This window comes from Clostridium pasteurianum BC1, from assembly GCF_000389635.1.
Lineage (GTDB): Bacteria > Bacillota > Clostridia > Clostridiales > Clostridiaceae > Clostridium_I > Clostridium_I pasteurianum_A.
Window position 1 is genome coordinate 2,928,132 of the sequence record NC_021182.1, and the last position, 23,191, is coordinate 2,951,322.

Genomic DNA, 23,191 nt, shown 5'->3' on the forward strand with positions numbered 1-23,191 from the left:
GCATTCTTAACAGATTAATTAACATTTAGTCAGTTATAAATATAATAGTTAAATTTAACTTTATATTTGTTTTATGCTTATTATATCGCACTCTTTTTTTAGTACTTTATAGTTCTTTATAAATTTTTTTGAAAATTCCTCTCACTTTTAACTCTTAATTCTCAGCTTTCCACTTTTAACATAGTTGAAAGTGGAAAGCTGAGAGTTTAAAATAAAAAAGAGTTGCAATTAAAAATTTATTGTTTTTAATTGCACCCTATCATATCCATTAGTCAATCAAGAAAATCTATATTTTTTTACTAAACACACATGCCTTCCCATACAAATTCTTATTGTAAGTGTTATTAGCATTCCTCGATAGAGAAATTTTTTCCATCTCTATTCGTAACTTTTCTTTTTTTTCTATCATTACATCCTTTAATCTTTTTTCAATAGCAGCTAGTTCAATTTCATTACTGATTGAATTAAACTCCTTCTTAGAAGAATTTAGGTGCCCTAGGTCATCTAAAATATTCTGTCTCTTCTGCATAAACTCATCTATATTATCTAAATTATCACAGTAAAGATTATTTATAAGATCTATTGTGATATTTTTATAATTATCTAAATATTCTTTTAATGTGTTCATTTTACTTCTCCAATCTAAAAAGCAGTTGAGGGTGAAGAGTTAATGATTGTTCATTGCTAATTTATTCTTAAACTCTACACTGTCAATTCTAAACTTTCAATTAATGAATCAATTATTAACCAGTTAACGAAGATAGCTGCGCTTGTTGAGCATTTAACTGTGTTAGTGCAGTTTCTAATGCCGAAAACTGCTGATAATATGCTTCCTGTTTAGTGCTAAACTCAGTATTAAGATTTTTAAGCAACTGTGTTTGTTGATATAACTGATCTGGGAGTGTATTATTTCCAACACCCCCATAAAGGCTATAGTTATCCTGATAATTTGCATACTTTGTTAATGTTGCACTATTTAAAGTTGTACCTGTATATCCAACATTGTCAACAAATATACTGTTTAATCTTTGAAATATCCCACTTTCATTAAATTGAGTGGTTTTATCTGTAGAAGATGAAACATTAGTAAATAATTTTAATATTTGATCACCATGCTGAGCTATGGCAACTTTAAATTTCTGTTGGTCTACAATAGTTATCTTTCCACCTTGGGTTACATCATCTGATGTATCCAATCCTATAGAATTACTACCATATTGTCCAAAACTCAATCCCGCATTAGAAACTGCTGTTGTAAAGGCACTTCTCATAGAAGAAAGGAGATTTTCAAGATTGTTATCATTTCTAAGTATACCTTGTTTTGCATTATTTTCCCATGATGTAATTTGTGAAGCACTCATACTAGATCTCTGTGCATCAGTCAGCGGTGGATAAGCATAGTTCTTTTTCTCACCTAATTTAGTTTGAATTTCGTCAACTATAGCATTGTATTTATCTAAAAAGCCTTTTATTTTATCATAAACCTTTTGAGTATTTTGAGTTATGTTAAAGGTTGTAGATAATGCTGTACCTGATGAATCTTTATCACTTTGAAGATTATATGTCACTCCATCTATAGTAAAATTATTGGTGGATTTTGTTACTGTAACTGCTGTTCCACCCGGTGGTGTTATCTTTACAATAGCATCCTGACCTGTGTCACTACTTCCATTTGTTATACCTAATGCCGTAAGTGAAGTACCTGCACCATTAATCTGTATATTTTCAGAACTACCAGTATTGGAAGTTTGAATAGTAAATTTTCCTGTCAATTGACTAAAAGAAGCTGATACTGCACCTGATGTGGCATTTGAAATATTATTAATCACATCACTTAATTTATCAGTGTTCTTTACAGATATAGTTTTTGTTGTTCCATTATACACTATATCAAATGTATCACTAGCTGATGACAATCCTAAATCTCCTAATGTAGTTGATAAACTTGGGTTTACAACTCTACCTTTTAAGCTACTTATTTCGGTTACAGTTGTATCCGTACTATCAATTATTTTCACACTGCTGTCGCTTAATGCTTGAAATTGTATTTTACCATCGCTAGTAGCTACTGCCTGTACTTTTCCTTTTAAATTTCCATTTGAATTAATATCTTTATTTATATCATTGGCTAAGTCAGTAACATTACTCTCACTACCAGTTACACTAGCCAAAGTTAGTTTTACAACCGTACCTGAATTAATACTAAAACCTATAGACTTTCCACTCCAATTTGTTGATACATTAGACAAATTAACGGTATCACTTGTATCCTTTACAATATCAGTCCCTATCACAGAAGCTGTTGCTGCCAAATGACCTCCCGTAAAATCAACTTTATAACTTCCAACTGCCGAACCAACACCTGGAGTAGCAGACAAAATCGTAGAATCAGTTACGTTGGAATCAAATGCCGCATAATTACTAGATGACAAAACATTATTTGTAGAATCCAACGAATTAAAATACGTATTTTGCAAATCCTTAATATCCTTAATAATCCCCTGATAAGCTTCCTGTTTCCACTGTACTGTTTGCTGATCCTGCTTTGCTTTATCAATTTTTACCTGCTCTGCTGTCATCATTTTTTTTACAATAGCATCTACATCAAGTCCAGATGCCATGCCTGTTATTCTAATCATCTGTCCACCGCCAGCACCGGTCATTCCACTAGGCGTACTAGATGTTGTTGAAGATATATCACTCATTATAGTTCCTCCTTTCATTTCTTCAGTTGAGAGTTGAAAGTGGATAGTAGACAATTATAGATAATTTTTCTACGTTTTACTCTGAAAAATTTTTAATTTAAGATTTTTAGCACAGCTAAAAATCATCCTACACTTTCAACTTTCCACTATCAACTATCCACTGTTTTTTACTGTTTTCCCTTTGCCACCTTATAAGCCTCACTCCACATATCTCTTACCTGCTCAATAAAAGGCATTACCTCATCTAAAATTCCCACATCTTTTTTTATATTAGCCTCTGCCAGTCTTCTTACTATGAAATTGTACAGAACCATAAGACTTTCTCCCCAATTTCCTGCATTTTTTATATCTAAAGATGTCATAAGTTCATAAAATATATCTTGAGTTTTAACCAAATATTTATGTGCTTCCTTTACATCCTTATCCAATAATGCTTGTCTAGCTTTTTTTGCAAATTTAACTGAGCCATCCAGCAGCATCAATAATAACTGTTCTTTTGAAGCAAAATTAATACTGTTGTTTTTATAGGTATTATAAGCATTAGCTGTATACATATTAGCATCCTCCTATTTCTTTATATCCAGATATCTACCTTTTTCATCATCACTCATATTGTTATCTTTAAATGCTTCTACTTCTAAAGTTTCACTTTTGGTAGCCTGCACAATAATTTTCTTTTTACCCTTTTTGATTTTTGACATTATCTGTTCAAATTTATCGTTTCTACTATTATCGTTTTTATCTGAATTAACTTTATTTATTTTTACATTTCCGTTGCTGTGTACCTTGCCTTCTTTTCGCTTATCGTTGATCCTCTGCCTAATTTCCATATCGATTTTATTTATTTTAAATTCCATAGAAACACCCCATTTAACAATTGAAAGCCAACAGTTGACAATTATTAATGATAAAAATTTTATCTCAATTGTCCTCTGTCAATTGTCAATTTACTAAGCTTTCTTATCCATTATAAGTCCCACTGAATTATAGAGATTTTCCATAGCTTCTACTACTTGTTTTGCTGGTATCTGTGTTACTATTTCATTTGTCTTGTTATCCATTATCTTTATTACTACATTCCACATACCTTTGTGTGCTTCATATTCTACATGGGTATTTTCTTCATCCAAAAGCTTACTCATTTTCTCCACTACATTTTTCACTTGAGCTTCCGTAATTACTCTATCATGTCTTTGGCTTTGATAATTACCACTATCGCTTTTAGTAACCTTATTTATATTTGAAGTTGTATTTTTTTCACTACTGATAGTTTGTGACGCTCCTGAAGTTGTTAGTCCTCCCTGACTAATGCTCTTAACATCCATATTATCACACCTCTATTTAACAAGGCATCTTTAAAGAAATGAAGGGTCGTATACTATTAGCTTTGCTTACTATTCTTATCTATGCCTAAATTATTTTTTAATATTCTTTAAAATTGATTTTTCAAAAACTACTGCATTTTTATTCTCTTCTTCTACTTCCTTGTAGAGTTCACCACGAAGTATTACTACTTCCTTTGGGGCATCTATGGCAATCTTTACGGAGCCATCATCTATTTTTACAATTTTAACCTCTATATTGTCTCCTATAAGTATGGATTCACCTTTTTTTCTTGTAATCACGAGCATAAACTCACTCCTTAAATAGGGGATATTTTATTTCATATTTTTCATCATTTAGTATTATCTGTTCCCCTAATCTGTCTTTTATATTTATTAATATAGGAGCTTTTAAATTAGAAGTTATTTTTGATACCTCTGAATTTAGAGTAACTGTATTAAAAATAGAAACATCCTTCTCTTCTTTAATGTTTAGTTCCTTTAAAACAGTGTCATTCAATTCTATTTCATAGTCCTTTTTTACATTAAAAGATGATACAACTATAAAACCTATATTATTATCTTCTACAGAATGCAGCACACTGAAAAAGTCATTTTCCTCTACAGGAAGGAGTACAAATTTTTTTAAATTTTGAAAGCCTGGAATTCCCTTTTTAAAATATATTATTTCTTCTTCCTTGTATTCAATTGTTCCATGATATTTTGTTATAAGCTCCATAAAAATCACCCTTCTGTTTAAGTTAAAAATTGATAGTGGAAAGTTGATAGTTAGTTAGGAGTGCGGAGAAAAAGTTTCCTTCACCCTCAACTTTCAACTCTCCACTGCTTCTATCTAAGGTAGTCTAAAAGTGAAGGTTGCAGTACTCTGGCACTGGTTTGAAGTGCTGCGGTATAAACAGTTTGAGCCGTAGCATACTCCATAGTCTTTTGAGTTATATCTATATCCTCTGTCTTAGATAGTATCGTTGTGAGATTTTGTGTTTGAGCATCATTACTATCAGCTGCATCTTTCATTCTATTTGACTTTGCTCCTACCTCAGAGCGAAGTCTCAGTACATTATTAGTTGCATCCTGTATACCTTGTAAATCAGTTGTTACTAAAAGACTTGTAGGGCTGGCAGCTCCTGATGCTGGTGTTGAACCATCTGCATTTTTTCCATCCAAATGATTTACAATGGATTGAAGTAAATCTCTTAGGTCCGTAGGCTTAGCAGCAGTAGATGGTTCACTTTTATATTTTAAAACATCTGCAGCAGATACACTGTAATCCATGGTAACTCCCTGAGATATTTCTGTAGATAGTTTTTTATTTATCATATTAAGCTGCTTTGCATCCACAGTATCTGAAGCTGCATTGGAATTTAGCGGATTCCCATCGGACTTATTATAGACCAACTGTGTATTTCCATTTGCATCTGTAGTTGTACCAAGTGGTTTAACAGTAACCCTGGTTCCACCAAATAAATACTTTCCATCAAAATTGGTATTCAGCGTTTGAGAAAGACCACTTATTATCTGATTTATTTCATCTTTTACAGATTGATTTTCATCATTACTGTATCCGGGATTTCCAGTAGAAACTAAAAGTTCATTTATTCTTTGAAGTGCATTTCCCACCTGACCTAAAGTTGTATCCGTAGTATCAAGCCAATTTGAAGCATCTTTTATATTGCTGCTGTATTGAGTATTTGCATCCAGTTGAGAATTAAGCTGCATGGATCTGGAAGCTATAAAAGGATTATCTGAAGGCTTGCTTATGATCTTTCCTGAAGTCATTTGCTGTTGTATCTTCTGCATATTTTGAAGATTATTCTGCATATCTGATAAAAAATTGCTGGTTATCATGCTATTTGTAATTCTCATATTTTCACCTCTTGTATTAAGACATCTGAAAATAAATAATAAGTTAAAGATACAAAATATACTAGCCTACTAACTAGTTATTTCTTTACGATGCCTAAAGTAAATTATTTAGATTATTTTATCAATCCATTTATCACTACATCCAGCAGCTGATCTACTGTAGATATAATCTTTGCATTTGCCTGATAAGCATGCTGGTATTGTATTAAGTTTGCCATCTCTTCATCAATGGATACCCCTGAAACAGAAGCTCTAGACTGCTGAAAATTTTGAAGCAGGGAAGTTTGATTTTGAACTACTCTCTGTGCTTGCTGCTCCTGAACGCCTAGCTTATCTACAGTATCTTTATAATAACTATCCATAGTCATGCCATTGGCACTATTTTGAATAGTTCCAACACCATTATCATCTGAAGAAAGTGTTGTTATAAAATCGCTTCTTAAGGTACTGGAATTAATATTCTGTATAGTAATAATCTTGTCCCTAAGTTGTGCAATAGCAAGAGCCCTTTTTCCATCACCATTACCATCTACATCATTCTCACTGGCATAGGCAAATTCATCGTCATGAGTATTGGTCTTAATCTTCATAGGATCATCTAAGATTTCTCTATTAACGCTTATATTACCCGCAGTTATATTTACTTCATTATTTAAAGTTTGTCCTAAGTTATTTAAAGTATCTTTTCCATCGCTATCAGTATCGTATAATGCAGAATCAGAATTTACAAAAAACGGCATATAATCTGCATCTGGTGGATTTCCCAATGGATTCTGAGGATTACCCACACTAGTTCTCCCACTTTGTATTGCATTAACAGTGAAAGCTAAAGCCTTTGCCATTTTATTTAACTGGTCAGTATAATTATCAATATCCTGCTGCACGGACATGGCACCTTTAAGTTGACCACTATCAGGATTAAACAGTTTAATCTGTGAAGTATCCACTGGATCATATTGACTTTTTCCATGGAGGTTAAGTGCTCCAGATTCATCTGCAGAAAGACCTATTGCCAATCCATCCTTATTTGCCCATAATACCCTATTTTCATCCAACTGTTTTAGCTTGTCTGCATCTATATTTGCCACATATACTTCTACTTTATTTGCATCGTTAGTCATATCACCATTTTTGTAATAGGTTATTTTGTATTCATTGGAATCTCCTACTTGTTCAATGCCGCTTATATAGGAAAATCTCTTTACATCATCACTGTTTTCCGACTGTACCAATGAAGCATTGCTGATTCCATCACTATTTCTAGCTTTTAAATTTATTCCATCATAATTTTTTTTATCAATGGTAATGTTAAAATCTGAACTTAATTTATCCAGCAGCAAATCCCTTTTATCCATTAGGTCATTGGGCTCACTGCCGGCAATTTTAACACTCATTATCTGTTGATTAAGTTTATCTATCTGGTCTAAATAATCATTAACCTGTATTACCTGTTCTTTTAAAAAGGATTGTGAATCCGCCTTCAAACTCTGAAGCTGATTATAGGAATGATTTAGTGCATCAGCTAGTGCAGCTGACTGCTGAGCTACAACCGTTCTTTCATTAGAATCTTGTGGCTGAGTTGAAAGATCCTGCCAGGAGTTAAAGAACTTTCCCATTAAAGAGGATATTCCCGTATCAGAAGGTTCATTGAATATACTTTCAACTTGACTTAAATAATTGTCTCTTGTTTCATAGGTTCCCTTTGTACTGGTTTCCGCTCTTACCTGATAATCCAGGAAATCATCTCTTACTCTCTGCACTGCGGTTACCGCAGCACCGGTACCTACCTGTCCTCCACTAATTGCATTATTTACCGAGGGCATGTCATAGGGAGTATTAGATTCTATAACAGCTCTTTGCCTTGTATACCCTTCAGTATTTGCATTTGCTATATTATGTGAAGTAACATCAATTGCCTTTTGCTGTGCTGACATACCGCTGGTTCCAATATTTAATGTTGAAAATAATCCTGCCATTACTACACCTCACTTATTTACCTATTCTTCCAAGAGAATTATAGGTTTTTAAATTCTTGTTCGGACTGAATATATTTAATATTCTGTTTGTAAATACTAAGCCCTGTCTAAATAAAAGCTCATTACTTTCTTTTTGAACCTTAATTTCCTGCAAAAGCCTTTTTATATTTCTGTAGTTGTTTTCTAATTCTTCATCCTCAAAAGCTCTTACTATTTCATTCATGGAGTTTGCACCAGTAATTTTTCTTCTCTCCACCTCAAGCTCCGCAATAACCCTGTTATTGCTCTCTATAGTTTTCACTATATCTTCAAGTTGAAAAATATCATTTTTCAGATAAAGTTCATGCTGCCTATCTAAGGATTCAAGTAATTCCTTTAAAGCTCTGTATTCCTTTACCATTACATCCTTTAACTGTTCTTTCATACTAGACACCTTTTCCCTTTATATGATCCAAAAGTTTTTGTGCCACTAGTTTGGAGTCTCTATTATAAGTTCCGTTCTCTACTTGTTTTTTTATCTCAGCAAGCTTTGCCTTAGAGGTTCCAAAATTATCTTCCGTGGAGTATGCACTAAGACTCTTACCAAGTTTTGATATTTCCAGTGAGTCTTTAGTTGATTTTTCTGCGGTTTTATTTTCAGAAACATTTTTATTAACTCTGTTATTGTTATACATCTGTAAAACCTTTCCTAAGCCCACTCCATTTATTTTCATATTAATACACTCCCTACGTTTTCTGTTATATCATATTTTTATTATCGTTATTATATCATAAAAGTTTAGCTTTACTCTTTTAAATTAATTAGACCTTTATCAACAAATTTCTTATTAAATTGCAATTTTCCATTAACTATCCACTGTCCATTGTCAATTCTCAACTGCTTTTATTTCGTCATTTTCTATAATTTCCTATATAAAAAAACATCTGCCTTAACAGATGTTTTCAACTAAATTATCTTCCCAAACTTCTAACTCTATCATCATTGCTCACAATACTGGTTATTCTAACTCCAAAATTTTCATCTACTACTACCACTTCGCCATAGGCTATCTTTTTACCATTGACTAGTATTTCTACTGGTTCCTCTGCAAGCTTATCCAGCTCTATAAGGGAACCTGTACCTAGATTTAAAATTTCCTTTATATTTTTTTTAGTTCTTCCAAGAACTACGGAAATATCTAGAGGTACATCTAATATTAAGTCAATATTTTTTGGTTCAGTATAAATAGATTTGTCCTGCAGCGGTTGAAAATTCGCCTTTTGTACTTCTACCTGAGGCTGTGGAGTTTCAATTGGTTTTTCTACAATTCTATTTTGAATCGGCTCATAATTTTCATTATTTACAGGTTGCTGCTGCATTGAAGGCTGGCTTTTTAATTCTGCTGTTTGATTATCAGCCGCAGTCTCATTCTTTGTACCTCCAGACTGTACTCCCATCATAATAGAACTAAGTTTTTTACCTGTAGATATTGGAAGTATCTGCATAATACTGCTGTCTACTAAATCTCCTATAGTTATTCTGAAGGCAACCTCAACTATTTGTTCATCCTCAGTTATTCCTGCAGATAATTTTTGAGTATCACTATTAATTATTTCTGAAGTTGGTGGAGAAATATTTACTTCTCTAAGAAGCATAGTGGCCATAGCAGTTGCCGCAGAACCTATCATCTGATTCATGGCTTCAGAAACTGCACTGAGTTCAATCTCTGATAACTCTACAGTATTAACATGGCCGTCTCCACCCATCATCAAGTTTGCTATTACTCCAGCATCAGTAACCTTCATTATAAGAAGATTTTCTCCAACTATACCGCTGGTATACTGTACATCTAAAGCAATATTTGGAACATGAAACTGAGTTCTTAATTCCTTCAAAGTTGTAATAGTAACTACAGGAGTGGTTATATTAACCTGCTGATTTATTATGGTAGAAAGTGCTGTTGCTGCTGATCCCATGGATATATTCCCAATTTCACCAAGCATATCCTTTTCTATATCTGAAAGAATATCATTCTTCTCTATTTCTTCTTCATTTTGAGAAGTAGCTCCACCATTTAAAAGTGAATCTATTTCCTCCTGTGAAAGAAAACCATCACTCATAATTTTCCACATCCTTATCAATAATATCTAAAATTTGTACTCCCATGCTTTTTCCTATGACTCCTGGTTTTCCTGTATAATGCACATTTCCATCTATGAAAACAGAAACCGGATCACTACACTTACTATTAAGAGTAATTACATCACCTACGGAAAGCTTTAAAAATTCATCTACTGTAATACTGGCACTTCCTAAAGTCGCAATCAATGGAACATCTACAATATTTAATCTGTCCTTTAATTTTTCTCTTGATTGATTAACTATAGTTTCATCATTTTCCTGATACCAATATTGAACTACCAGTTTATCCAATACTTTTTCTATACTCAAATAAGGTATACATATATTTATAAAACTGTTACTACCGGCCATTTCAACAGAAAAAGTTATGAGTGCCACAGGTTCATGAGGTGCTAGAGTTTGGTTTAAGGCCGGGTTAGTTTCCAATGCCTCTATTTCTGGTTTAACTTCTACTACATCTCCCCAGGCAAGCTTCAAATTGGATATTAATTCTTCATTGATTTTCGTAATAATATTTTTATCGATATCCGTAAATTCTTTTGATTTATATTTACCATAGCCATTTCCACCAAGTAGAATATCTATTATCTGATATACAAACTGGGGATTTGTCTCAAACAATATAGAGCCGCTAAGCGGAGGCATTTTAAAAATCGTAAGAATTGTTGGATTTGGTATAGAATGAATAAACTCTTCATAGGTTATCTGTTCAACAGATTCAATCTTAACCTTCACATTGCTTCTTACCTGAGCTGTAAGATAATTTGAAATAATCCTGGCATAATTATCGTGTATAAGCTCAAGTGTCCTTATATGATCTTTAGAAAACTTTTGAGGACTTCTAAAATCATAAAGCTTAACCTTTTGCTTTTCCTCTTCCTTTGGAATTTCTTCTGGTTTTAGTTCACCAGAGGATAAGGCAGATAAAAGAGCATCTATTTCATTTTGAGATAAAACGTCTGCCATTTTTTCCCCTCATTTCTCTAAATTAGTTTTAGGTATATGAAAATAAATATAAAGTCAAAGATGCGACGAATATTTTGAATCTTACAAGGAAACAGGTTCCAAAGATAGTGAGCTATCTGAGGGTTCTGTTGACGTAGTAGGATTCAAAATAGTCTAGCATACTGACTAGTTATTTATTCGAATGTGCCTTATTTAGCAATCAATCTATCAATATCAATAAAAGTTACTACTCTATCTTTAAAATTTATAATTCCCTTTACATAGGATTTTTTTGTATCATCTTTAATATTTTCTATTATATCTTCATCTATTTCCAAAACTTCATCTACCTGATCCACTGAAATAGCTATAAGTTCATCCTCAAGTTTTAATATTATTACACTTTGCTGCTCAGCTTCACTTTTTTCTGAATCTAAAAGCAAATTTATATCTAATAGAGAGATTACAGTACCTCTAAGATTAATTAATCCCTTTACGTATTCTGGAGCCTTTGGAACCTTAGTTACTGTTACAGCTTCGCTGATAGTCTGAACCTTTGAGGTTTCCACCGCAAATTGTTCATTTTTTAACTTAAAAATAACTACCTGCACATTTTTCACCTCCAACTAAGATATTTATAGAAACACCTTATATTTCACAAAACTATCTTTTAAAACTTAACCTATAGCTTTTCTAATTGCTTCAAGTACTCTGTCTGACTGAAAAGGCTTAACTATAAAATCCTTTGCCCCTGCCTTTATAGCATCCATTACCATAGTTTGCTGTCCCATAGCGCTGCACATAATCACCCTTGCAGTTGGATCAAATTCCCTTATTGCCTTTACAGCTTCTATGCCATCCATATCCGGCATAGTTATATCCATAGTAACTACATCCGGTCTTTCTTTTTTATAAAGTTCTACGGCTTTTAAGCCATTGCTAGCTTCTCCTATTACTTCAAATCCATTTTTCTCCAATATGTCCTTTATCATCATTCTCATAAAAGCAGCATCATCAACAATTAAAACTTTTGCCATTTTATACAACCTCCAAATTAATTTACTCCTAATGTATTTAATATCTTTTCTAATGAACCGGGCATAGGTATATAATAAAAATGCCCGCTTATTTTATTTAAATCATCTTGTAAAAATTCTGTTTCAAAATCCAGCACATTGTCCTCAAATTGACCGGCTTCAATAAAACTGGTAGAAAGAATAGCTGCCATCATATCGTAGCTCACGGCTGGTACTGATGGTGTTATAGCAAGATTTGTAAACCTGCTTATGGCATTCATGTAAGAAGCAGATATTATATTTCCTATTTCAGCCACTACTGAGGCTCCCATTTCACTTAGTTCCTCTTCTTGGGTACCTGTCAATTTCTTAATTATATCAAAAGCTACCTCTTTTTCAAATATAAACAGAATATTTCCTGGTGTATCTCCCAAAACTCTTACAATAACCCCAACAGCTATTTTCTCTGCATCAATTTTTGTAAATACCGATTCCAGAGGAATTATATTTACCGAAGGAACAGTCATGTCCACTTTTCTGTTTAGAAGTCTTGATAGTGCTGTAGCTGCATTTCCTGCTCCTATATTACTTACTTCCTTAAGTGCATCAAACTGCATTGGCGTAAACTGTGAGTAATCCATTGATTCACCTCCTATACAAAGGCTGCAACATCAAGAATGAGAGTTACAAATCCATCTCCAAGTATTGTTGCCCCTATATATTCCTTAAGCTGTTTTAGAGTTTTGCCAAGTGGCTTTATTACAATATCCTGTTGACCTTGAAGTGAATCCACAAGGAGTCCTGCACTTTTTTCTCCCACATTAACTATTACTATGTAAACTTTATCCTTATTTGTCTTTGGAAGTCCCAGACGTTTATTAACTCTTATTATAGGTAGTACCTTGCCTCTATAGACAATAACTTCTTTATTGTTAGTCCTTTTTATGTCTCCCTCTTTATAATCGATAACACTATCAATATAGTTTAATGAAATTGCTAAATTTTCTTCTCCTACTTTTACTAGAAGAGCAGTTATTATTTGAAGTGTCAAAGGTAATTTTATGATGAAGGTTGAACCTTCACCTTGTTCACTGCTGGTATCTACAGTACCTCCAAGAGCTGAAATCTTTGTCTTAACCACATCCATACCAACTCCTCTGCCTGAAATATCTGTTACAGTTTCATTGGTACTGAAGCCTTGGGCAAAAATAAGATTTTTAATATCATTTTCACTCATTCCAGCAGTATTAATACCTACTTTTTCTGCCTTTGCTCTGACCTTTTCTACATCTATACCTGCACCATCGTCTTGAACCTTTATTACTGCTTTAGTACCTTCCTGATAGGCTATTAATCTTATCTTTCCTACTGCATCTTTACCCTTAGAGATTCTCTCCTCCTTAGATTCAATACCATGATCCGCCGCATTTCTTATGAGATGAATTAAAGGTTCTCCAATTTCATCAATAACAGTTCTATCAAGTTCTGTATCCTGTCCTTCTATGATAAGTTCCATTTCCTTATCTAATTCTACAGATAAATCCCTTACCATCCTTGGAAATCTATTAAAAACAGTGTCCAGTGGAAGCATTCTGATTTTCATAACAAGATCCTGCAGATCATTTGTAGTTCTGGCCACTTGCTCTATAGTTTCATTAAGTTCTGTAAGTTTATAATTACTGCTTATTTGTTCAAGTCTTGTCCTATTTATTACCAGTTCAGAAACCATATTTAAAAATTTATCTAATCTTTCAAGATCTACCCTTACAGACTGATGAACTTTTTTATGGTTTTCTGCAGGTTTTTTTTGTGTATTTTCAATGCTCACCTTAGTTTTTGCCTGAGGCTGCGCAGCTTTTACTTCAACTTTTTCAACCAGTTTTTCCACTCTATAATCATTATAATAGTCTTTTATATTATTAGCATCTACATTAGTTATTTCAATTTCATCGATTTCCGAAATATCCTCTAATATTTTTTTAGTATCCTCTTTAGAACTTCCAGTTATATACACAAGTTGTATTTCAAAATCAAAATTTTCACTTTCCAAATCTTCTGTACCTGGAATAGACTTGATAATTTCTCCACTTTCCTCAAGGCTCTTAAATATTAAGAAAGAGCGGGCAGATTTCAGCAGAGTTGTTTCACTAAGCATTATAGTAATTGCTAGAGCATTATAGCCTTTGTCCAGTGCCTGCTTTATCACATTTGCATCATATTCATTTAATTGTATTTTACTATCTTCTCTATTGTCCTTTGAAGCTTTCTCCTCTTCACCGTTTAGCTTGTCCTCCTGCTGCAGCTCTTTAGCTGATATTTCCTCAGAAGAATTCATGGCATTTTTAGATATATCCTCAAGTTTATCTATAATATCTCCTACGGGTATTTCTTCTTCTTCACCATTTGATATATTATCTACCATTTTTTCTAAGGTATCAAGACATTTAAATAATACTGTAACTACTTTTTGAGTGACCTTAAGTTCTCCATTTCTAAATTCTGAAAGCACATCTTCCATCTTATGAGTAAGCTCTGCCATTCTATTAAAACCCATAGTTGCTGCCATACCCTTTATGGTATGTGCAACTCTAAATATTTCATTTAATTTATCTACATCCTCTGGTTCTTGTTCCAACTGTAGAAGCACTTCATTTAACCTTTGTAGATTATCCATTGATTCTTCCAAAAACATTGACAAATATTGTGAAGTATCCAAAGTACTTTTCCCCCTTACAGCTTTCTATAGATAAAAGTAGATGCTTTTTCAAAACCATAATCTCTGTAATTATATATGCTTTCTGTTGCCCCTACAAATAACAAGCCATCTTTTTTTAACGAGTTACTAAATTTTTCGTATATTTTCTCTTTTATGTCCTGATTAAAATATATTACTACATTTCTGCATACAATCAAATCAAAATTCTTTTCATAATTCTGAAGTATTAAATCATGCTTCTCAAATGTTACCATGCTCTTAATGCTTGTGTCTATAAGATATTTATCTCCTGCTAGTTTAAAATACCTATCTATATATTTTTTTTCTACATTTTTCATTTCAGATAATGTATACTCACCTTTTTTTGCTCTTTCCAAAATAGTTGTATCAATATCTGTAGCTATTATTGATGGTCTATTAGCATTTTTTAAATTGTCAAAAATTATAGCCAAGGAATAAGGCTCTGCTCCTATGGAACAAGCAGCACTCCATACTTTTAAATTCTGATTTTTTTCCTTTACATATATTCCAATTTCTCTTTCAAGTTCTTTAAATAATTCTGGATTTCTAAAAAATTCTGTTACATTTATAGTAATAAAATCTAAAAATTTTTGTCTTTGAGCATAATCATTTTTTAAAAGTTTTACATAATCATCAATACTGCTTATGCCAATTCTTGACATCAAGCTTAAAATTCGTCTGTGAAGCTGGTTTGACTTATAGGCGAATAAATTTATTCCAAAATATTTTAAGACCCAATCTTTAAACTGCTCTAAATCCATTGCTACCTCCTGATTCCATGAACTATTTTTATAATTTCCTGCGCAATTTTATCAAGTGGTATTACGAAATCTACAGCACCAGTTTCATAGGCCATTTTAGGCATACCATAGATAACGCAAGTGGATTCATCCTCTGATATTGTTATTCCACCCTTTTGCTTTATTACCTTGGTACCTTCTGCACCATCTCTTCCCATTCCAGTTAAAACTACACTTACAATTTTATTTTTAAAAACTTCTGAAGCAGATTTAAATAACTTATCTACAGCTGGTCTAACTCCCCATATAGCTGGCTCTTTATTCAAATGAATCCTGCCATCACTTTTTACCTCCAGGTGCCACATAAGCTATATTCTTTTCATATATCTCACCTTCCTTGGCTTCTACTATCTTTATCTCACTATTAGAATCTAATCTTTCCGCAAAAGCCTTTGTAAAACCTGCTGGCATATGCTGCACAATAAAGATTGGGACGCCTATATTCTTTGGAAATTTTGTGATTACATTGTATACCGCCTTAGGCCCTCCTGTAGATGCACCAATAACCACAGCTTCAATACCTGATAAATAGATCTTATCAATTTTATCCTTATAATTTTCTTGTTTAGAGTCTACTGATAATTTCCTTACCCCACAATTACCTCTACTTAAACATTCCTGAAAAGCGGCCCTTACCTTTAAAACCAATTCATCCTGAACCCTATTAATATCTATAGATATAGCCCCCGAGGGCTTGGAGATAAAGTCAAAAGCACCTAACTGTAAACACTCCATGGTTAGTCTTGTACTCACTTTTGTGAAACCACTTAACATAATGACAGGTATATTTATTTTACTTTTTTTTAGTTCCTTTAAAGTATCTATACCATTCATAATAGGCATTTCTACATCAAGAGTAATAACATCCACAGTTATCTTCTTAATCTTTTCAAGTGCATCCTGTCCATTTCTAGCTGTATCTACAACATTAATGCCTTTTTTTTCATTTAACATATCAGATATTACTTTTCTCATTAATGCTGAATCATCAACTATTAAAACCTTTATGCTTTCCAAATAATATCACTCCATTTGCATCCTCTGTTTTCACTTATACTTATTTTCAGAGAACTTAAATTTCTTTTATACCAAGCCCTACAGTTCTTATCTGTACAATAAAGTCTGAAGTGCGAAGGATCATAGTTCTCCCTTTATTGCCACCCACATCTTCACTCAATATAGGTATATTAAACTCCCTTAACATATTTTTCACGGCCATGCTATTTCTCTTTCCAATATCCATATTCATACGTTTATCAGTAAAATTAAACATAGATGCTCCACCAGCAATTTTGGCCTTTATATTTCTTACGCTAGAGCCTTGCTTTACCATTTTTTCAATTAAAATAGGTATAGCAAGATCAGCAAATTTTTTTTCATTTGTAATGTTATTGAATTGCCTGCTATCCGGCAGCATTATATGAGCTAATCCCCCTATTTTTTTATATTGATCATATAGAGCGATACCCACGCAGGAACCAAGCCCAACAGTTATTATTCTATCCGGCGGATAGGCTAAATTTAAATCGGCTATCCCTACTCTTATCTCTTTTACCTCATCCATATACTCACCTTATCAATCTTCTATAATTCTATATTAATATTTTCTCTTCTTCACTTAGAATATTGGATAACCTTAAGAAGATAATTATCTTTCCATCTATTTTTATTAAACCCTTAATATATCTTTTAGAAATTCCACCTACTACATCTGGTGCTTCTTCCATATCCTTAATATTTATATCTTTTACTTCCGAAACTACATCTACAATAATTCCAAATTTACTTTCCTTTTGCTTTGAAACTATGATTTTGGAATCCTCATTTATACTGTTTTCTGACAGATTAAACCTTCTTGATAGAGAAATGACTGGAAGAATTTTACCTTCATAATTTATTAAACCATCCACAAATTCCGGTGAATCAGGTAATTTTGTAGTTTTTTCATAGCCCAATATTCTCTCTACTTCCATAATATCTGCTGCATAATATTCACCATTTATATTAAAAATCAATATTTTCAGTTCTTTACCATCCATAATTATACCCTCCTATCAATGTATCTTACTCTGTGGGAATTTGCACTTCACTAAGCTTAAATGAACTATCCAGTGGCCAACCTTGTATACTTAACTTTATACAGCTGCTAGTTGTCATATAATGGAAATTTATTAACTACAATTTCTCTATTATTGTTTAAATAAGCATGTATTTCTTTACCTGGTACTTCCAATATGTATTCTATATTATCTATGACAAATATTGTATTGGCATAAGCCTTTTTTACATATATATGACCATTTCTTCCAACAGAAATCTTTGTTGACACGCCACTTGGGCTTCCAACTATACCACATCGGACTTCATGCTCTGCTTTAATGAATCCTCCTCTTGAAATACTATCATCATTTTTAAATATTATGTAATCCTTAGCTACAAGTCTTGATACATATTCACCCTTACCATTAATTGTTATACTACCAGAACTTTCGATTGTGGAGTCTTGACAATAAGGAATATCAATATTTGTAGGTATTATAGCAAATTTTTTAATATTCTCTATATTTTTATCTATTAAAAAAATGATTTCAAGCAATTCTTTTGAATTTTTTATTTTCAGTGGAGCTAAATTAAATAGTTTTTTTATAAATAATTTAGACATATATTCATCATCATTTATAATCTCAGTGCATAGTTTCAATATACTCTTGAATCTGTTTTCTAGTAATAATTTTATTATTTCCCCATAAGAAATATCATTTTGCAATCTAATTAATTTCTGCATTTGTCTTGCAGCATTAATTAGATTTAAAATATTGTCTTTTAAGTTTAATAGTATATTTGAATCTCTAATCCTTGTTGTATCTTCTCCACCAGATACAATTGTGGAAGAAATTACGTTTCCATTAACTACGACATTTCCTTTTGCAATAATTCTTGACTTCTCTATGTCCTTTTTAATCTCCACGAAATCTCCAGATTCTACCATCATATCTTCCTTAACTGTTCCATTTATCAATATTGCTCCATCAAACTTTACATTTCCAGTTTTAATATCCACATCTGAAGTTATTTCATGTAATTTATGTACGCAAAATGTGTTTCCCTGAAAACTTGGTTCACCCTTTATTAACGCAAGGATTTCATTTTCATCTTTAATACAGCAGCCCGTTCCTACTCTAAGATTAATTCTTTTACCGGGTTTATGCTCTACACCATTGCCGTATATATCCTTACCATCACTTCCATCTATGCCCTTATGCTTTACTGCAATTACTGTGTCTTTTTGTACGTAATCAACAAAACCTATACTTTTAAAATTTACCCTTCCACGACTATCTTCTATAAACTCCTTAATGCTGCCTGTTTTAAACCTAATTTCAAGAAAATCATCAGTACCATCTACTGGTTCTTTTCCCTTAGCAATTAATAAATTTTTTACTCCATCTACATTGCTGCACTTTTCTAAGGCATCTTCTAAAATCCCGTAAATTATTCCATTGTTCTTCAACTGTTTCCTAATTTCTTCTGCTGAATAAACTTGTGAATATCTCATGTGATTTTTTTCACAGTATGATTTGATATAGTTTTATCCTTATTAAGTTTATCAGTTTTAGGTATATAGTTTATATGTATATGTACTTCCATATTATTAGGACTAGTTAAAATTTCTAATTTTCTTATAGCATCATATGCTCCATCCATTACAAGCACTCCAATTAAATACAGCATAGAAAAAGAAATAATAATTTTTTATTTCTTTGAATCTGCCCAATTACACTTTATTTATTATATCGTAAAAGTCCAAATAAACTTTACAATCAATTTTTTTAGATAGAAAATGAGTTTTTTATCTAAATTGTGACATAATCTACTACTACACTATTCTTAGCTTTCCATATCGGAAAGTCTTTTTAAATGCAGTGCTAAATAACCTATTTCATCTTCTGGTACCTTCACAGAAAATAAAGCATCTATCATTAAAGCTAGTTTTATAGCAATATCATACTCCTTAGAAAGCTTATCCTTTATATTATCTAATAATAAATTCTTTATAGTTTTACCCTCTAATACTCTCTCCAGCATAAAATTTATATGAGTTAAGGTTCTGGCGTATTCTAAAGAATTCTTATCTATAGATCTTCCTATTAATTTTTTAATAAGATCCATAATCTCTTTAATCTTTTTTGTATATTCCAGATGAACGCCTATTCCCTTTTCTGTAATTGCAGCTTGAATATGAAGACATATAAAACCAATTTCATCTTCTTGAAGCTTGGAATTAAATCTTTCATTAATCATTTTTAGAGCTTTAGAAGCTATAGAATATTCCACTGGATACAATACCCTTAATTCATTTAAAAATGGATTTTCTATTTTTATATTTTTTTCCATACGTCTTAAAGAAAAATTTATATGATCTGGTAGAGAAACATGTATAGAATCACTTAGTTTAATCCCTAAATCCTTTTCTGCTATACATATTACTTCCTCTGAAAGGCCTATAATTTTATTATCAATGGTTTCCAAAACCTTATCATAATTATTAGCTATCTCTGTAGTCTCTCTTATGAATACCTTTTCAATTCTACTACTTGGTACTGTGCTTCCCTTATGGAAATCGAATCCAAGGCCATTTCCAATAAGTATAAAATCACTGTTGTCTTTTTGGGCTATGACAACATTATTATTTAATACTTTTTTTATTATTGCATCCTCAATCATTACATCCTCCGCATAATTTGAAAATATATTGCACAAAATTATTAATGTTATTATAACATATTGTTTACATATTGGGTGAAAAGCTTTCACTGGTTAGTGCTCAGAAATCTTCAATTTATACTTCTCTTAATTGATAATCATTATCTTTTGTTTTATAATATACTTATAATAAGTATTACAATGCTTCATATACTAAAATTTTTCTATATTCAAGGAGGTTTTTATTATGAAAACAACAACTAAGATTTCAATAATAGGTGCAGGTTTTGTTGGATCAACTACTGCTTTTGCCCTTATAGATGAAGGTCTTGCTTCAGAAATTGTGATAGTAGACATTAATAAGGATAAGGCTGAAGGTGAAGCAATGGATCTATCCCATGGTGTATCTTTTGTGAAACCAGCAATTATTAAAGCTGGAGACTATGCAGACACCAATAATTCAGATATTGTTATAATAACAGCTGGTGCTCCACAAAAACCTGGAGAAACTAGGCTTGACCTCATAAATAAAAATTATAAAATAATGAATTCCATAGTTCCTGAGGTTGTAAAATATAGTCCAAATTCAATATTATTGGTAGTTTCTAATCCAGTAGATATATTGTCTTATATAACTTATAAAATTTCTGGATTTCCAAAGGAAAGAGTTATTGGCTCTGGTACTGTTCTGGATACTTCCAGATTTAAATATATGCTAGGTGATCACTTTAATATTGATACAAGAAATATCCACACTTATATAATGGGTGAACATGGTGATTCAGAAATAGCTACCTGGAGCATAACTAATATAGCAGGCCTGGATATTGCTGAATATTGCAGCAGATATTGCAATAAATGTGATGGAAATATAAGATATAAAATTCATGAAAATGTAAAAAATGCAGCCTATGAAATCATTAAGAAAAAAGGAGCAACCTATTATGCTGTAGCTCTTGCAATAAGAAGAATCGTAGAAGCCATATTAAGAGATGAAAACTCCATATTGACTATTTCCACTTTACTTGAAGGTCAGTATGGGATAAAGGATATATACCTAGGTGTTCCAAGTGTAATAGGTGCATCAGGAGTAAAAAATATAGTAGAATCCCCTTTAAATAAGGAAGAATTATCCGCTCTGCAGGATTCAGCAAAGAAACTGAAGGAATCTTTAGATAAAACTGTAAATTTAGAGTTTAAAGTTCAAATCTAAGAATTAAGAGTTAATGAAATTAAGAAATTTACCCCTGGGGTGTAATTTTTTCCAGTTTTTTTATTTACCCCAGGTGCAATTTTTCCGCGGCGAAGCTAAGGTTAAATCTTTAATAGTCTATTTTCAGTAATGTACTCTTTAATCATTTTATCATATTCTGCCATTATATTTCTAATTGCAGCATTTTTAGAAGAGTTCAGCTGAATAGTTCCTATTCTTCTTATTGGCAATACCTTTGACAGAGTGCCTGAAATAAACATTCCATCTATTTTAGTTACATCTTTATAATTTATTCTTTTTTCCTTAAATTCATACCCGCATTTTAAAGCAACCTCTATAATAGAATCTCTAGTAGTGCCTGGTAAAACATCTTCTAGTGGAGCAGTATAAACAGTTTTATCCTTCACCATAAATATATTTGATCTACTTCCCTCTGTTATATTACCATTTCTATCAACCAGCAGTGCCTCGTAGGCATTATTTTCCTTCATTTTTGCTTCTACAGATGCTCTAAATTCGGTATTAACAATTTTAGCATTGGGATTTCTTCTCTCACCGTGAAAAAAAATAGTATCTACACCATTATCATACTGATCTTTAGTAGGATAATTATGTTTTAGAAAATAAGCATAAAAATTGCATTTATCCTTAAAGAAATTAAAAACTATTTTTATATTTCCTATTTTTACGTCATTAACCTGAATTAATTTGTTGATTTTTTTTCTTATTTCTTCTGGGCTTATGGACAATATTAAATTTGTAATCTTTGCTGAATTTTCTAACCTCTTAAGATTTTTTTCTACAAACAAAGGCACTCCCTCTTCGATTCTAATCACTTCATAAAGGGATTTACCTAGAGTTATAAATTCACCATTAAAACTATCCTTTTGTTTAATTTCATCATTCTGTATATAAAATTCTCTATAACTTATGTCTTCCATCAGCTTATTACCTCCTATCAATGAATCCTACTGATAGTCATCATATAAACAGATTTCTTAGTATCGATATTTCTGATACTTAGAAATCGTTGTCCTTTAGGATAAATCGTTATTCAGGGACGTTGCCACTCTTTACTTCCAATGAAGTACTTCAATGTTATGATCTTTTTTCCTGGAATTTATTAAATAAGGGTGACCCACCAGCTTAAATAAAGGCAAATCAGAAAGGGAATCGGAATACATATAAGAATTCTTAAAATCCACATGAATATTTTCTTCTTTTAATACTTCCATAAGTCTTTTAACCTTTTCCTCTCCTTTATTATTTTCTCCTGTAATTTCTCCAGTATAATAGCCGTTAATAAATTTAAATCTTGTTCCTATAACTTTATCAACTTCTTTTATATTATAAAGTTCATTTAGATAAAATTCTGCTGATGCAGAAATTAAATATATTTTATAACCTTCAGCTTTTAATTTTTTTAAAGTGCTTATTGCATCTACATAAAAAATTTTACTGAATCTTGTGCTATAAAATTCTTTTACTAACTTTTTTATTTCATCTTCATGAATCCTCTTTATAAAGGCCATAAAATTATTTTTTGCCTTAGCTGCACCAAAAATACCTAAAGCATACAGAATAGCTGAACCAAAACTTTTGGGCATATATATTATTAAATGAGGCTTTTTTCTAAGCATAAACATATAGAATTCAAAAAGTGTTTCTCTCTTTGTCAAAGTATAGTCCACATCAAATATAGCTAATTTCTCCAAGGTATCATCTCCATATATTATCAAGTTTTACTTATATATATGTAAAATAAAA

The 23,191-nt window shown here is 31.9% G+C and carries 26 protein-coding genes and 1 pseudogene; 1 reads left to right on the forward strand and 26 read right to left on the reverse strand.

What is annotated here, in order from left to right; all coding sequences use genetic code 11:
* Positions 1-286: 286 nt before the first annotated feature.
* From CLOPA_RS13890 to CLOPA_RS14000, 24 genes and pseudogenes are all read right to left on the reverse strand, one after another.
* Positions 287-628, reverse strand: a complete 342-nt coding sequence (locus CLOPA_RS13890) for a flagellar protein FliT (protein WP_015616082.1) — start codon at positions 626-628, stop codon at positions 287-289.
* Between the two features lie 115 nt (positions 629-743).
* Positions 744-2,705 (reverse strand): flagellar filament capping protein FliD, encoded by a 1,962-nt coding sequence (gene fliD / locus CLOPA_RS13895; RefSeq protein ID WP_015616083.1) that lies wholly within the window; start codon positions 2,703-2,705, stop codon positions 744-746.
* A 167-nt stretch (positions 2,706-2,872) separates the two neighbouring features.
* On the reverse strand, positions 2,873-3,259 hold the full coding sequence (gene fliS / locus CLOPA_RS13900; protein ID WP_015616084.1) for a flagellar export chaperone FliS: 387 nt from the start codon (positions 3,257-3,259) through the stop codon (positions 2,873-2,875).
* Positions 3,260-3,271: 12 nt separating this feature from the next.
* Positions 3,272-3,562 (reverse strand): hypothetical protein, encoded by a 291-nt coding sequence (locus tag CLOPA_RS13905; protein WP_015616085.1) that lies wholly within the window; start codon positions 3,560-3,562, stop codon positions 3,272-3,274.
* A gap of 93 nt (positions 3,563-3,655) precedes the next feature.
* Complete coding sequence (locus CLOPA_RS13910) at positions 3,656-4,030, reverse strand: flagellar protein FlaG (RefSeq protein ID WP_015616086.1); 375 nt, start codon at positions 4,028-4,030, stop codon at positions 3,656-3,658.
* Between the two features lie 90 nt (positions 4,031-4,120).
* A complete protein-coding gene (gene csrA / locus CLOPA_RS13915) occupies positions 4,121-4,336 on the reverse strand; it encodes a carbon storage regulator CsrA (protein ID WP_010239573.1) in 216 nt (71 codons plus the stop codon).
* Between the two features lie 4 nt (positions 4,337-4,340).
* A complete protein-coding gene (gene fliW, locus CLOPA_RS13920) occupies positions 4,341-4,766 on the reverse strand; it encodes a flagellar assembly protein FliW (RefSeq protein ID WP_015616087.1) in 426 nt (141 codons plus the stop codon).
* A gap of 110 nt (positions 4,767-4,876) precedes the next feature.
* Positions 4,877-5,911, reverse strand: a complete 1,035-nt coding sequence (gene flgL, locus CLOPA_RS13925) for a flagellar hook-associated protein FlgL (RefSeq protein ID WP_015616088.1) — start codon at positions 5,909-5,911, stop codon at positions 4,877-4,879.
* A gap of 113 nt (positions 5,912-6,024) precedes the next feature.
* Entirely contained in the window at positions 6,025-7,887 is a 1,863-nt protein-coding gene (gene flgK, locus CLOPA_RS13930) for a flagellar hook-associated protein FlgK (protein ID WP_015616089.1), read from the reverse strand.
* Between the two features lie 13 nt (positions 7,888-7,900).
* Positions 7,901-8,311, reverse strand: coding sequence for a flagellar protein FlgN (locus CLOPA_RS13935; protein ID WP_015616090.1), 411 nt, complete (start codon positions 8,309-8,311; stop codon positions 7,901-7,903).
* A 1-nt stretch (position 8,312) separates the two neighbouring features.
* Positions 8,313-8,600: a flagellar biosynthesis anti-sigma factor FlgM gene (gene flgM, locus CLOPA_RS13940; RefSeq protein WP_015616091.1), complete on the reverse strand. Its 288-nt coding sequence runs from the start codon at positions 8,598-8,600 to the stop codon at positions 8,313-8,315.
* A 238-nt stretch (positions 8,601-8,838) separates the two neighbouring features.
* Positions 8,839-9,987 (reverse strand): flagellar motor switch phosphatase FliY, encoded by a 1,149-nt coding sequence (gene fliY, locus CLOPA_RS13945; protein ID WP_015616092.1) that lies wholly within the window; start codon positions 9,985-9,987, stop codon positions 8,839-8,841.
* A complete protein-coding gene (gene fliM / locus CLOPA_RS13950; RefSeq protein WP_015616093.1) occupies positions 9,980-10,975 on the reverse strand; it encodes a flagellar motor switch protein FliM in 996 nt (331 codons plus the stop codon). Before fliM ends, fliY begins: the two co-directional genes overlap by 8 nt.
* Positions 10,976-11,163: 188 nt before the next feature.
* Positions 11,164-11,565 carry a chemotaxis protein CheW gene (locus CLOPA_RS13955; RefSeq protein WP_015616094.1) on the reverse strand — a complete coding sequence of 134 codons (402 nt, stop codon included), beginning with the start codon at positions 11,563-11,565 and terminating at the stop codon, positions 11,164-11,166.
* 66 nt (positions 11,566-11,631) lie between these two features.
* Positions 11,632-11,991, reverse strand: a complete 360-nt coding sequence (locus CLOPA_RS13960; protein WP_015616095.1) for a response regulator — start codon at positions 11,989-11,991, stop codon at positions 11,632-11,634.
* 17 nt (positions 11,992-12,008) lie between these two features.
* Complete coding sequence (locus CLOPA_RS13965; protein WP_015616096.1) at positions 12,009-12,611, reverse strand: chemotaxis protein CheC; 603 nt, start codon at positions 12,609-12,611, stop codon at positions 12,009-12,011.
* A gap of 11 nt (positions 12,612-12,622) precedes the next feature.
* Positions 12,623-14,686 (reverse strand): chemotaxis protein CheA, encoded by a 2,064-nt coding sequence (locus CLOPA_RS13970; RefSeq protein ID WP_015616097.1) that lies wholly within the window; start codon positions 14,684-14,686, stop codon positions 12,623-12,625.
* Between the two features lie 14 nt (positions 14,687-14,700).
* Positions 14,701-15,468: a CheR family methyltransferase gene (locus CLOPA_RS13975; protein WP_015616098.1), complete on the reverse strand. Its 768-nt coding sequence runs from the start codon at positions 15,466-15,468 to the stop codon at positions 14,701-14,703.
* A gap of 2 nt (positions 15,469-15,470) precedes the next feature.
* Positions 15,471-16,524, reverse strand: a pseudogene (locus CLOPA_RS13980) (protein-glutamate methylesterase/protein-glutamine glutaminase).
* 55 nt (positions 16,525-16,579) lie between these two features.
* Entirely contained in the window at positions 16,580-17,071 is a 492-nt protein-coding gene (locus CLOPA_RS13985; RefSeq protein WP_015616100.1) for a chemotaxis protein, read from the reverse strand.
* 28 nt (positions 17,072-17,099) lie between these two features.
* Complete coding sequence (locus tag CLOPA_RS13990; protein ID WP_015616101.1) at positions 17,100-17,546, reverse strand: chemotaxis protein CheW; 447 nt, start codon at positions 17,544-17,546, stop codon at positions 17,100-17,102.
* 107 nt (positions 17,547-17,653) lie between these two features.
* Positions 17,654-19,063, reverse strand: coding sequence for a DUF342 domain-containing protein (locus tag CLOPA_RS13995; protein ID WP_155241917.1), 1,410 nt, complete (start codon positions 19,061-19,063; stop codon positions 17,654-17,656).
* Positions 19,060-19,212 carry a hypothetical protein gene (locus CLOPA_RS25165; RefSeq protein WP_172638618.1) on the reverse strand — a complete coding sequence of 51 codons (153 nt, stop codon included), beginning with the start codon at positions 19,210-19,212 and terminating at the stop codon, positions 19,060-19,062. The genes CLOPA_RS13995 and CLOPA_RS25165 overlap by 4 nt, the downstream gene beginning before the upstream one ends.
* A gap of 183 nt (positions 19,213-19,395) precedes the next feature.
* Entirely contained in the window at positions 19,396-20,229 is an 834-nt protein-coding gene (locus CLOPA_RS14000; protein WP_041711494.1) for a PRD domain-containing protein, read from the reverse strand.
* Positions 20,230-20,458: 229 nt separating this feature from the next.
* Here CLOPA_RS14000 and CLOPA_RS14005 point away from each other — a divergent pair, with 229 nt between their 5' ends.
* Positions 20,459-21,424: an L-lactate dehydrogenase gene (locus tag CLOPA_RS14005; RefSeq protein ID WP_015616103.1), complete on the forward strand. Its 966-nt coding sequence runs from the start codon at positions 20,459-20,461 to the stop codon at positions 21,422-21,424.
* A 101-nt stretch (positions 21,425-21,525) separates the two neighbouring features.
* Here the strand turns inward: CLOPA_RS14005 and CLOPA_RS14010 are convergent, their stop codons facing one another.
* Together CLOPA_RS14010 and CLOPA_RS14015 are read right to left on the reverse strand one after the other, a co-directional pair.
* Positions 21,526-22,365, reverse strand: coding sequence for an aminotransferase class IV (locus CLOPA_RS14010; protein ID WP_015616104.1), 840 nt, complete (start codon positions 22,363-22,365; stop codon positions 21,526-21,528).
* Between the two features lie 132 nt (positions 22,366-22,497).
* Positions 22,498-23,139 (reverse strand): HAD-IB family hydrolase, encoded by a 642-nt coding sequence (locus tag CLOPA_RS14015; RefSeq protein ID WP_015616105.1) that lies wholly within the window; start codon positions 23,137-23,139, stop codon positions 22,498-22,500.
* Between the last annotated feature and the right edge of the window lie 52 nt (positions 23,140-23,191).